The following is a 12,965-nucleotide window of genomic DNA, read 5'->3' on the forward strand; positions in this document are numbered from 1 at the left end:
CAAGTTTTGTATTTTTGTACATGATGTTTTGGTGTAGTGACTATAAACATCATAAATTTTAGCGAGGCATCATAGCCTCGCTATTGTATTTTTCTAAGATATCCAAAAACACGCAGTGTTTTTGTCGGATGACAGTAATTGTTTAACTTGTAAGCTATTCTACAAATAAACTCAAAATCACCTGATAACCCATGAGAAAAATTGATGAATTACTGCATGAATATGGTTTAAGCCACCAAAACGAAACCAATAAATTAATTCATTGGATATGCGTACCAGCTATTTTCTTTAGTATCGTCGGTTTGATCTTTTCTATTCCAGCAGGGCCTCTTCCAAACTTACTTCCCTTTCTGCACGGTTTTGCTAATTGGGCCACGATTACCTTAATTGTGGTACTATTTTATTATGTATCCATTTCTCCTCCCTTGGCTTTAGGAATGTTATTCTTTTCTGCTATTTGCTTAGCACTTGCAAACTTTATCCAGCTATCTCTTGGCGTACCACTATGGCTAGTAAGTGTTATTATTTTTGTTTTGGCTTGGATTTTCCAGTTTTATGGACATAAAATTGAAGGCAAAAAACCGTCATTCCTAAAGGACGTGCAATTTCTATTAATTGGCCCTGCTTGGTTGATGCATTTTATTTATAAAAAATTAGGCTTGGCTTATTAAGTCCTAAATATAACCCTAATACGCAGCAAGCCCGGTAGTTCACCTCCTAGGGAGCTACACAGTCTACCTTATAAGGAAAAACTACTGGGGTTTTTAACTAATTTATAAAAATAGGAGATTTATCGTGCACAGATTCACCTATTCCCCAAGAAAGCTTGTATTTTTAACATTAGTAACCATTAATTTTTATTGAATGCTACAATTTATACTCGCTGCCGCAGAATTACCCATGCTTTCTGATCTCGTATGGATCTTTGGATTAGCCACGTTGGTAATCTTGGTTTTTATGCGCTTCAAAGTACCTACCATTATTGGTTTCTTATTTACAGGGGCACTTGCTGGACCTTATGGACTATCACTTGTACAGGCATCAACGACTGTTGAGGTACTTTCAGAAATTGGTGTCATCTTATTGCTTTTTGTGATTGGGATGGAATTTTCCCTCAAAAGCTTGATGGCCATCAAGAAAGCGGTTTTTATTGGAGGATCCTTACAGGTATTTATCACGATTGCTGTTACTACTTTTGTATCCTATTTTTTAGGCTTTGACTGGAATGTAGCTGTTTTCATTGGTTTTTTGATATCCCTGAGTAGTACAGCTATCGTCTTAAAACTCTTACAAGAAGCAGGGCAAGTCAATACAATATCGGGAAGGACCACACTCGCCGTTCTCATTTTCCAAGATATCGTCATCGTACCCTTAATGTTATTGACCCCTATGCTTGCAGGGGAATCCGATAATGTGGTTTTATCATTGGTATTGATGTTGGTAAAAGGGGTTGCCGTGATAGTAATTACGATATTAAGTGCAAAATATCTGATGCCTCAGTTGCTATATAGAATTGCAAAAACAAGAAATGAGGAATTATTTCTGCTGAGCATCATAGTCATTTGTTTTGCCATTGCTTACCTGACTTCTTTGTTGGGACTATCCTTGGGTTTAGGAGCATTTCTAGCAGGGTTGATTATTTCTGAATCGGACTACTCCCATCACGCCACCGGAAAAATCTTACCATTTAGAGAGGTTTTCCTCAGTTTTTTCTTTGTGTCAGTAGGGATGCTATTTGATATCACCTTTCTGTATTCCAATATTTTGGTGATTTTGGAACTAACTTTATTAACCTTTTTTGTTAAGTTTATCATTGCTACACTTTCAGTAAAAGCTATCGGCCAAAATTTGAAAGACTCTTTAATTGTTGGATTTTCTGTTTTCCAAATTGGGGAATTTTCCCTCTTGTTAGCAAAGGAAGGAATGAAGTTCAACCTATTAGACCCAGTAACCTACCAGTACTTTTTGGCTATCTCTATTCTCACGATGACACTAACACCTTTTCTCCTGAATAACCGGGAGAAGTTAGCTTTTAAAATTATCAATCTGCCTGTTTCAAACAGACTAAACAAGCGTTTCAATATCAACTCAGCGACAAAGATTGCCATTGAAGAGGAAGAATTGAAGGATCACTTGGTCATTATTGGCTTTGGGCTAAATGGAAGAAACCTATCTTTGGCAGCAAAATCAGCCAAAATCCCCTACGCTATTATTGAAATGAACCCGGAGACAGTCAAAGTCGAGTCCTCCAAAGGTGAGCCAATCATCTATGGTGATGCAGGCAATGAAGCTGTATTGGAGCATGTGAATATCAATAAGGCCAGGGTAGCAGTTATTGCCATTTCTAACGCTGATGCCACCAAACGGATCGTAGCCACCATAAGGCATATCACTTCCAATCCTTATATCATTGTAAGGACACGATATGTCAATGAAATCGAAGAAAATATTAACCTCGGTGCGGATGAAGTAATACCAGAGGAATTTGAAACATCAATTGAAATTTTTTACCGTGTATTGGATAAGTACTTAGTAGCAAGGCATGACATTGAAAACTTTACTGAAGAAATCCGCTCCCATAATTATGAGCTGTTCCGGACTCCTCTCAGTCCAAAGCCTAATTTGAAAATTGACCTCCCCGACATTAATTTTGTGTGTCTAAAGGTTGAAAAAGATAGCGGTCAATATATCAATGTCCCCTTAAAAGATGCCCGGCTAAGGGACAAACTCGGCATCAATATCGTAGCTATCAAGCGAGATGGAAAGACCATCACGGATATCCAAGCTAATCAGGAACTCCGCTATGGGGATGCCGTCTATGTAGTGGGGAAACCAGATGCTATTAAGGAATTAGAAAATGAACTTGAAGTTGATTGATTCATTCCATCCATCTCACTTCTGACACCCTTCTGAGAGATGCTTGATTGAATGGATAATGGATCGTTTCTAAGATTGATTTCTTTTCCTGTGCCGTCAAACGCCAATTTAAAGATGCCCGTTGGATGTCCCGCAGATTAGTAGGAACCTCCCCCTCAGCATCTACAATTCCCCTTTCTCTTAAGAACTCCTCTGTGGAATATTCAAACTCAATTCTCTGCATGGGAAATGGTGCTTTTTCTTTAAAACGAGTAAATAAGGCTTCATTATGGAGGGTCTGCACATTATCCCAATTCACATAGATATTTTGAAGAGGAGTGAATAACTTTTGAAGAAACCGTGGATTGGGCTTCTCCTTGATTTCTGTAAATTTCTCAGAATCTCTGATAGTCACCAAGACTACTCCCGAGGTATTTTTTGAAATCCAATCTCGAAAGATATGCATAAACTTCAAGGCATCCTGAACCCCAAAATTATCTGACAAACCTGCATCCATCGTCTCCATACGAGGATTAGTTGGTAATTGCACATTAGGTGTTATAAATGGAAAAGAAGCTCCCATCCGCAGAGCAGAAATAAAACGTAACTGCATCGCATCCTTTTCTGTGAAAAATCGCTGAAAATCTATTCCCTGATTTTTTTCATTCCACCCTTCCAAGCGTTCATCCGAAATCGCCAAAAAAGACATAGGCGTTGGTGATATAATAAGTTTTCTTCCATCATTGGTAATCAAAGGAGTGATCGGCAATAAAGGGATAATCGCTTGTCTTTCTGGACCTTGATAATCAGAAATCGGTTTATCCAACACACCCTTTGTATTAATACTCAATTGATTTTCAAAAGCAAAACCACGATCTTTTAAATACCGCTTGCCATCAAACTCTGCATACTGAGTTCTGAAGATCAAATCATTGACCAATAGAGAGAAAATGATTGGGTTGAGATTATCTGCTGCAATTTGGTCCAAAAACTCCGATGAGAGATAGGGATTAGTAGGATTTAATTGATTCCTCAAGTACAGTTCTCTAAAAAATGCCGCTCCGATCATGCCTCCTGATGCCCCAGTGACCATTTGCGTATGCTTAAAAAGATTTTCGTCAGAAGCTAGCTGCATCTGTTGCAATACGTGCAATGTCCACAAAGCTGAACGCTGTCCTCCCCCACTGCTAGCAATAAAAACCATTTTGGGTTTTTTATCAGCCGGAAACTTCGCTCTCCAGTTATTCAATACATTCAACATGTACTCCTTATCTACTTTGACGGAATCCTCATGTAAATGTGCACGGATTTGATCCATGTTGTATGCTAGTGGCTCACCACTATAATCCATACCAAAAGCAGCATGCGGACGATTGAATAGTGGAATATCAGAAAAATAATTGAATAAAATCAATGCTCCCAATACAGCAGGAATCGCCCAACTTCTCAACCAAAATGTAATAGCACCTATCATCATGGTCAAAATAGCCATCAACAAAATAGCACTCGCTGCGGCAGGGATCTGTACGTATGGATTTTCTCGAAAAATACTAAGCAAAAATATTGAGCTTATCAGAACAGTCTGAATAATGACCAAGTTCAGGTGATTTTGATCAAAAACTTTCAATAATTTTTGAGCTTCAAACTTGGATAAATCTTGACGTACGGGAATAAAGTTGAAACTGATATCGAAATAATAGAGTACTTTATCTTTGGTCTGTTGTGTTTCTTTGATTCTACGGAGCATATTCGCTCGAGGTATTTTAGTTTTACGGAGTCTTTTTTCGACCGAATCCGCAAAGAGGATAAAAAAATCTTTGTTGGTAGCTCCAAAATAGACGAGTAAGATGATGTAGGTGAATAAATTCCCAATTAAGAATCCTAAGATTAATTTCCAAACTGACTGTTGGCTATCTATTTCATTGTTTTGCTGAAATTGAAAAATCGCAATCAAATAGATGACATGAAAGATTACAGGAATAATAGAGTTGTTCAGGCAAAATTGTAAAAATGGTCGATTGGAAACAGCCAGAAACTTAAATCTTGCCCCATCCAAAATATAGGTTGTCATCTGAAAAGCCATAGTAAAAATGGCAAGGGTAACACCTACCATAAAAAAGCTTCTCCATGAAACCTCATTGAGGTATTCTGGATCTAGAAACAGAAAAGGAATACCGAGTACAGTCCCAAAGCTTTGTACCACAATAAGAAACAGTACAAACCAAAAAGACAGCAATAGCAGGTTCTTTTTCAGGTGTAAAAAGAATAACTGAACAGGAAAACTGTATAAAAACTTATCCCACATGAAGACTTTTGTTCATATGGGAATATACGAGAAAAGTTTAAAATAAATCTATTGGATTCCTTTTGTTTTTCATTGTGGCTTTTCACATAATGCCTTACCTTCGCTTCCTTAAAATAAATAAACATGAGAGTCTGGTTTTTGTGTAAGGTAAAGTACGCCAAAGAAAATGAGCAAGGATTGCTTAAAAATGTCTCTGAGCAATATCTGGTAGATGCGGTGTCATTTACAGAGGCAGAGGCACGTATTTATGATATGTTGGGTTCCACTATCCGTGGGGATTTTCAAGTAACCAATATCAGTAAAAGTAATTTTGTAGATGTGTTCCCCTATGAGGACATCGATATTTGGCATAAGTGTAAAATTACCTATACCGTAGCAGATGGTGATAGTGGAAAGGAAAAAAAAGTTACCCAATACATGTTGGTTACCGCTCATGATGTGAAAGAAGCGTATGAGCGTATCCATGAAAGTCTAAGCAATATGTTGGTCACGTTCCGTGTACCTGATATTACGGAAAGTCCAATTGTGGAAGTCTTCCCATATGAACACGAGGATGAAGAGTTGCTACCTCCTCCCCCATCTAATTTGAAGCCTTTGAGTGAAGTGAAAGCAGAACAAGAGCGAAGAGAGGCTGCACGTCAAGAGACAAAAGAGCGTTTGGAGCCTGTAGAAGAGCCCAAACTAGTAGAATATGAGGAAGATGATGCGGAAAGTCTAGAGAATTAATTTTCTATCCAATTGAAAAAAGGGAGCTGATCGACATCAACTCCCTTTTTATTAGCTACTAGTTTTGACAGCCGATTTTTTAAATTGCGGGCGCTCGTACACAGAAATTGGATCAAACTTATCATCAATGTCTACTCCGGAAAGGTAATCATTCAAAAACTCTCGTACTTCCTGGAAAGATAGATTATGAAGAATCTTACCATTTTTTGCAAGTGATACTTGCCCAGTTTCTTCAGAAACAATCAGTACTAGGGTATCAGTCGCTTCTGACATCCCGATAGCGGCCCTATGCCTCAACCCGAATTGTGCAGGCACATCCCGCTCAGTTACCGGAAGAATACAGCGGGCAGCTTTTACTTTTCCACTGTAAATAATAACTGCTCCATCATGCAAGGGGCTATATTTATTGAAAATAGATATCAATAAACGCTTGGAAAGAATAGCGTCCATCAAATCTCCACTTTCAGAATAAAACTTAAGTTCAGAATTTCTGGATAAAACCATCAAAGCACCCGTATTGGTACCTGCCAAAGATTTGGTTGCTTCTATAATTGGACTGATATTGAATGCATTGGATTCCCTTTTTCTCCAAAACAAGAGCTCCTGCCAAATACTTTCATTTGACAGAAATGAAGAACGTCCTATGATCAATAAGAATTTACGGATTTCCGGTGCAAAAATGATGATGGCAGCAATCACCCCCACACCCATAAACTGCCCCAAAATGATGGTGAGCAGCTCCATTCGAAGGGCATTGACCAATAAATAAACCAAGTAAATTGATAAGAAACCCAAGAATATCTTGATGGCCACACTACCGCGAAGCAATTTGTATACCTGATAAATCAGGATACTCACCAGCGAGATATCGATCAGATTCACGACGGAGATTTCTAAAAAACCTATTTTAAATAAAAAGATCAACGGTATACTTGTTTATATAATTCAATTGTTTGCTTTGCTTCTAATACATCATGCACTCGCAAAACTTGTGCCCCATTTATCAAAGACACCATATGAAGTGCAGTAGTTCCATTTAACGAATTTTCGGCATTCACACCCAATTTTTTGTATATCATAGACTTCCTTGAAAGTCCTACTAAAATCGGCCGTGAAATATTCTTAAAATAAGATAAATTTTTCAGAATCCAATAGTTTTGCTCCAAAGTTTTTGCAAAACCAAATCCTGGATCCAAAATCACATCCCTAATTCCTGCTGCTACACATTCCTGATTTTTCTTATGAAAAAACAACAACATCTCTCTGAGTATATCCTCATAGTCCGTAAGATTTTGCATAATCTGAGGATTCCCCCGCATGTGCATGGCAATGTAAGGCACCTTCAGCTGCCCAACTGTTGGAATCATTTTAGAGTCCAATTCCCCGGCAGCTATATCATTTACGATATCTGCACCTGCATGGACGGCTTCTTGGGCAACTTTTGCACGAAAAGTATCTATGGAGATCCATTTCTCAGGAAACTCTTTCTTAATCAAGGATACAGCCCATACGGTCCGTTCGCACTCCTCGTTTTCAGAGACATCGGAAGCTCCAGGCCGGGTACTATATCCACCAATATCGAAAACATCCACCCCGTCTTGCACCATTTGTGCAGCTTTTTCAAGCAAAGCTTCCTCCTCAAATTTTACCCGACTTCCTTCAAAAAAAGAATCCGGAGTCAAATTCAAAATCCCCATTACCTTGGGTTCATCCAACAAAAAAAGCTTTCCTTTGGATTGAAGTGTTATTTTTGATGTAAAAGATTTATCTTCGATTTTCGAAGAAAGAAGAGAATTTGAACCCATTAAACTGAAAACCTTTGAAAACGCAAACTGTGAGCGAATATAATGAAGTTATCACCCATTGTAAAGAACTTTTCAAGAAGAAAACCCTCGATTATGGAACAGCTTGGAGAATCCTAAGACTTCCATCTATCACAGATCAAATTTTTATCAAGGCACAACGTATTCGGTCTATCCAAGAAAAAGGAAACCAAAAAGTAAATGACCCTATTGCAGATGAATTTATAGGTATCATCAATTATTGTATCATCGCTCTGATTCAGTTACAATTACAAAAAGATGAGCGCTTGGAGATTCCTTTTGAAGAACTAGAACCTCTTTACGATCATTGGGCAAATGCAACCCGAGGTTTGTTAGAAAATAAAAATCACGATTATGGAGAAGCTTGGAGAGATATGCGGGTTTCTTCTATTACAGATATTATATTAATGAAACTCTACCGGGTCAAACAAATTGAAGATAATTCAGGTAAAACCTTGGTATCGGAGGGCATTGAAGCCAACTATCAGGATATGATCAATTATTCAGTTTTCTGTTTAATCAAATTGAAAGACCATGTTTAAAAATATTTCTATTCTATTGGTACGCCTATTGGTAGGTGGCGTATTTATTTTCTCTGGACTCATCAAGGTAAACGATCCTGTGGGTACAGCTATCAAATTGGAAGAGTATTTTGATGTGTTTTCCAATGATATTGCCTCATTTTTCTACATCTTCAAAGACATTGCACTGCCGCTAGCAGTATTTTTGGTAGTACTGGAAGTGGTTTTGGGTGTTGCACTTATAGTCGGTACACGTTTGAAATGGACACTTTATGTATTACTGGCTCTGACAGTCTTTTTTACATTTTTGACCTTTTACTCTGCCTATTTCAATAAAGTAACAGACTGTGGCTGTTTTGGAGATGCTATTAAACTCACGCCATGGGAGTCCTTTACCAAAGACGTTATTCTCCTAATCTTGCTGAGCTTTTTATTTATATTCAGAAAAGATTTAGGCAATAATAGTCCCGCTTGGGCATCCTGGACCACACGAGTAAGCTTGGTTCTTTCACTTGTTTTAGCCATCATTGCTATTCGTAACCTTCCTTTCATCGATTTTAGAGCGTACAAAGAAGGTGTAAATATTCCTGAGGCAATGTTGCCTTCTGCCCCATTGCAGTACGAATATGTAATGACCAAGGATGGCGATGAATTCGTATTCGAATCTTACCCAATGGAAGATGATTACGAGTTCGTTGAAATGCGTTTAGTCAATGAAGATGCCCTTCCAAAAATCACTGATTTTGCTATTTGGAATAGTGAGGGAGACAATACAGAAGCAATCCTGCAAGGAAATCAAGCATTGATTTTAATCTCCAATAGTCGGAAATTAAATGTTGCCGATCTGAGAAAAATGAACGATTTGGTGGAAGAACTAGCCAACAGCCCTATTCAAGTTTCGCTGATTGCAGCATCATCTCAGGAGGAAATTGATGCGCTGATGCGCCAAATGAAATGGGATATCCCTACCTACCAAGGGGACGCTACAGTGATCAAAACCATAATGCGTGCTAATCCAGGAATTATGTTGCTGCAAGATGGTACCGTTTTGAAAAAATACCATCATAGAAACACTCCTTCTGGCTTTGATGTAAAAAGTCTCTATGTTCAATGAACAGGCCAATACTTAAAATTGTCTTAGTAGGCCTTCCCGGCTCGGGAAAGTCAACCTTTGGAAGAAAATTGGCGAAGGATCTAAACTTCGCCTTTATTGATTTGGACGAATACTTAGAGACTAAGGAAGGAAAAACTATCCCAAGTATCTTCTACGAACAAGGGGAAGGTGCTTTTCGAAAGCTAGAAACCCAGTATTTAAATGAGATTTTGGATCAAATAGAAGGCTTTGTATTGTCCACGGGCGGAGGCACCCCCTGTTTCAATGACAACATGGAACTTATCAATACCAAAGCAATTTCAATTTTCTTAGACATTCCAATTGACATTATTCATAAGCGACTATTACACTCAGAAGGAAATCGACCACTTTTTAATGGTTTAGACAGTACAGAACTGAAAACCAAACTAGAAGACTTAGCTCACATTCGCACACCTTATTATAATCAATCAAAAATAAAGTTCAGTGGAGAAGAGATCTCCACTGAACTTGTAGTATCTGAGCTTTTGGAATTCTTTAAAAGTTAATTCCAAAAGTTAAACTGCCCGAATTGATGGTGTTCCTAATCTCTGTGAATGGGCCTATATTAAATCCATTCTCAATGAAAGGGAATGAGTTGTACAATTGATCAAACATCATTACAGAATAAGAAAAGTCTATATAGAACTTATTCAATCGTATACCTGCGCCACCAGAAAACTGTTGTGCGGATCTATCAAAGTCTGAGTTTCTGAATGGATCTCCGTAAAATCCGTAACCACCTCTCAAGCGGAAAATATCTTTTCTAAACTCACCACCTAAGCGGTAATTCACAGCCTGACCGTATAAGCGTCGGATTTCTAAATTATCATCTGAAGGATTGAAATCTCTGGAATTTATTCTGGCAGTACTGTAATCAAGAAAATCAACATCTGCCGTTAAAAATCCATGCTTTCCTACGAAGAAGGTTGCACCACCACTAAGCCTTAATGGAGTATTGAGATTAAAGGTACCCAAAACTATGTCTGTTCGGGCCTCTTCTCTACCAAGTGTAATATTTTCTGGTTCGAAAAAGAAGTTATCAAATAAATTCACCATGCTGGCTTCATATTGCTCATTAAAACGATACCAAGTTGGTGATTGGAAATTAAAGCCAATATTCAATTGATCTATCGGCTTATAGATTGCACCAAAGTTCAAACTAACCCCGCCGCCTGTCATTTCTAAAAACTCGGTGATGGTAGATGTAATTAAGGGTTCATTAAAAAACTCTTCAGTATACCTTCTATCTCTTCGGAAATTAGCTGCTGTAAACATTACCCCTGCACCTACAAATAGCTTGTTATAGAAATTCGCCCCATAGGAAAAGGTTGTTTGGGAAGTTCGTCCTGTAGTTATAATAGTTTCGTCTTGAAATGGGAAGCCTAATACAAATGAATCATATTGCGTTGGATTGGTAATTGGATTACCATTTCCGTCTACTGTAATTGGGTTGATCAAGAAGGTGTCATAGGCCAAACCAGTCAATCCCGCATTTTGAATTTGACTTTCGGGAATTCCATCAGCCCTTCTCAAAAAGAAATCAATGATTGAAATGTCTCCCTCTATATCAGAGAAATACCCGAAGTCTGTATTAAAATAATTACTTCTATTAAAACTGATACCAAAAGAACCACCTCTAAATGCTCCACTTTGCAATGGGCCTTTAGGATTAGCGATGACTACCCCAATATTTGGCAATGCAAAATTGCTTGTTCTATTTTCCTGTACTTGACCCAAAAAATTAGATTCTGTAATCCAGTTATTAATCGTAGGAGTCATACTAAACTCAGATCTTCTAAAGAATCCAAGACCTGCAGGATTCATGTGAATGTTGGAAATGTCCCCTCCTAAGGACATCTGAGCTCCGCCTAATCCATTGATTCGCGCAGAACCTGAGGAACGAAACTGACTGAAACGTAAAGCATCTTCAAAATATCCAAATTGTGCAAATGCCTGTTGACTATCAAAGACATACATCACAAGGATCAAAAAAAAGATTTTTAAGATTCTCATATAGGTTAATGAATAGTATTGGTTAGTTTTCTTACTTGTTGGGGCAAAATTCGAGCCAAAAAAAGGGGGAATTAATTCCCCCTTCCTCCTCGTGAGCCTCCGCCACCGCCGGAGCTAACACCTCCGCCACCACTTCTCATTCCGCCACCACCGGAGCTAAATCCTCCGCTACTTGCGCCAGAACTTCTAGATGGAGCAGATCCAAACGATGAGCTTCTATTCGTTGGAGCTGTCATACCTGATGACCTTGAAGGTGCTGCCTGTCTTTGGAAGGAATTAGTGTTTCCTCTATTGTACGAAGGACTTGCACTTCTAGTATTTGATCTATTGTAAGAAGGGCTAGCTGAGCGATTTGCTGGCATTGCACCTCTATTGTTGAAACCTGAATTGTTTCCTCTAGCAGCTGATGGGTTGACTGCTGAACCTCTATTTCCAGCAGCTCTTGTATATGCTGGATTAGCACTGTTGACAGCAGAATTTCTACTTGGTCTAGTTGCGGCCGCTGAACTAGTAGTTCTATTGCCTGCACTTGATGAACTTGCTACTCTACTTCTATTGCTGTAAAGATCATTTTGCGATCTAGCAAAATCTCTGCTTGAATTTACTCTATTATTAGGAGCATAAGCATTGGCACCACTTGCGGCATCTCTCCTTGCTGCTCTTGCAGTAGCTGGCGCACCATTTGTCGCACCACCTCTATACCCAGGGGCCATGGAAGCACCTGTTCCCGGACGAGCACCTCTTACGATTCTTCGTTGTCCTTCAGCGCCACCCCATCCCGGATTGACTATGATTAGACCTGGACCGCCCCAGCCCCAACCTGGACCCCACATGCCTCCGCCCCAGCCAAAGCCAGGTCTCATCCATGGGTTACCCCACATGCCCATGCCACCCCAGCCAAAGCCAGCGTTCATGCCCCACATGGAGTTCCAACCTAGTCCCCATCCTGGTCTCATACCCCAACCAAAGCCAGGGCCAAAGCCCATACCTGGCCAGAATGGATCCCAGAAAGGATCCCACATACCCATCATGCCCATGCCACCCCAGCCCATGCCTGGCATCATCCATGGGTTGCCCCACATACCTCCACCAAAGCCAAAGCCAAGACCAAGGTTGAAGTTCATTCTAGGCTGATTCCATCCCATGCCATTGGCACCGGCACCATAGAAATTGTTGTAGACATTTACATTAGGAGCGGACTGCATTTCCGCGTCATCGAAATAAACAGTCTCATTATCCTGAACAGTTTGTTCTGAATAACGTGCGATATACTCAGGATTCACATTTCTTGCCGAAAAATTTTCTTGCTGAAAACTCTCCTGCGTCAGAGAATTGAAAGATCTGAAGTTTTCTGGATTGTTATTACGTACAGCGAATTCAGTAGCCACGCGAGCATCTGAAGCCATAAAGTAAAGGTCGTCAGTTTCACCACCTTTCATGGCATTAAATGAAGTACTACAGGATGATAATGCTATCGCTGCAGCTACTCCAAAGGGCAAGAAATTGTTTAATCGTTTCATTTGTTTGGCTTTTACTTGTACTCTTTTTATACGAGACAAATACCTGAGGGTTGTAATATTTCCCAT

At 39.3% G+C, this 12,965-nt stretch carries 11 protein-coding genes; 6 read left to right on the top strand and 5 right to left on the bottom strand.

Annotation, left to right across the window (positions count from 1 at the left end):
• Positions 1-191 precede the first annotated feature (191 nt).
• Both ACXIUD_RS03990 and ACXIUD_RS03995 read left to right on the top strand, forming a co-directional pair.
• Positions 192-671, top strand: coding sequence for an Mpo1 family 2-hydroxy fatty acid dioxygenase (locus ACXIUD_RS03990; protein WP_458051326.1), 480 nt, complete (start codon positions 192-194; stop codon positions 669-671).
• A gap of 193 nt (positions 672-864) precedes the next feature.
• On the top strand, positions 865-2,877 hold the full coding sequence (locus ACXIUD_RS03995) for a cation:proton antiporter domain-containing protein (RefSeq protein WP_458051327.1): 2,013 nt from the start codon (positions 865-867) through the stop codon (positions 2,875-2,877).
• Between the two features lies 1 nt (position 2,878).
• On the opposite strand, the gene ACXIUD_RS04000 is transcribed toward ACXIUD_RS03995, so the two are convergent.
• Positions 2,879-5,161: a patatin-like phospholipase family protein gene (locus ACXIUD_RS04000; protein ID WP_458051328.1), complete on the bottom strand. Its 2,283-nt coding sequence runs from the start codon at positions 5,159-5,161 to the stop codon at positions 2,879-2,881.
• A 123-nt stretch (positions 5,162-5,284) separates the two neighbouring features.
• Here ACXIUD_RS04000 and ACXIUD_RS04005 point away from each other — a divergent pair, with 123 nt between their 5' ends.
• The gene (locus tag ACXIUD_RS04005; RefSeq protein WP_458051329.1) at positions 5,285-5,887 is read left to right on the top strand and encodes a DUF4494 domain-containing protein; all 603 of its coding nucleotides are present in this window, start codon (positions 5,285-5,287) and stop codon (positions 5,885-5,887) included.
• 51 nt (positions 5,888-5,938) lie between these two features.
• On the opposite strand, the gene cdaA is transcribed toward ACXIUD_RS04005, so the two are convergent.
• Complete coding sequence (gene cdaA / locus ACXIUD_RS04010; protein WP_458051330.1) at positions 5,939-6,811, bottom strand: diadenylate cyclase CdaA; 873 nt, start codon at positions 6,809-6,811, stop codon at positions 5,939-5,941.
• Positions 6,808-7,692, bottom strand: coding sequence for a dihydropteroate synthase (gene folP, locus ACXIUD_RS04015; RefSeq protein ID WP_458051331.1), 885 nt, complete (start codon positions 7,690-7,692; stop codon positions 6,808-6,810). Before folP ends, cdaA begins: the two co-directional genes overlap by 4 nt.
• A 14-nt stretch (positions 7,693-7,706) precedes the next feature.
• On the opposite strand from folP, the gene ACXIUD_RS04020 reads away from it, so the two are divergent.
• The 3 genes from ACXIUD_RS04020 to ACXIUD_RS04030 are packed head-to-tail and all read left to right on the top strand — an operon-like array spanning position 7,707 to position 9,872.
• A complete protein-coding gene (locus tag ACXIUD_RS04020) occupies positions 7,707-8,252 on the top strand; it encodes a DUF1599 domain-containing protein (protein ID WP_458051332.1) in 546 nt (181 codons plus the stop codon).
• Complete coding sequence (locus ACXIUD_RS04025) at positions 8,245-9,345, top strand: BT_3928 family protein (protein WP_458051333.1); 1,101 nt, start codon at positions 8,245-8,247, stop codon at positions 9,343-9,345. Before ACXIUD_RS04020 ends, ACXIUD_RS04025 begins: the two co-directional genes overlap by 8 nt.
• Entirely contained in the window at positions 9,342-9,872 is a 531-nt protein-coding gene (locus ACXIUD_RS04030) for a shikimate kinase (RefSeq protein WP_458051334.1), read from the top strand. The genes ACXIUD_RS04025 and ACXIUD_RS04030 overlap by 4 nt, the downstream gene beginning before the upstream one ends.
• Here the strand turns inward: ACXIUD_RS04030 and ACXIUD_RS04035 are convergent.
• Together ACXIUD_RS04035 and ACXIUD_RS04040 are read right to left on the bottom strand one after the other, a co-directional pair.
• Positions 9,862-11,379, bottom strand: coding sequence for an OmpP1/FadL family transporter (locus ACXIUD_RS04035; protein ID WP_458051335.1), 1,518 nt, complete (start codon positions 11,377-11,379; stop codon positions 9,862-9,864). The two genes, ACXIUD_RS04030 and ACXIUD_RS04035, sit on opposite strands and share 11 nt — an antisense overlap.
• 71 nt (positions 11,380-11,450) lie before the next feature.
• Positions 11,451-12,899, bottom strand: coding sequence for a hypothetical protein (locus tag ACXIUD_RS04040; protein WP_458051336.1), 1,449 nt, complete (start codon positions 12,897-12,899; stop codon positions 11,451-11,453).
• Positions 12,900-12,965: the final 66 nt, after the last annotated feature.

It is taken from the genome of Mongoliitalea sp., from assembly GCF_054166905.1.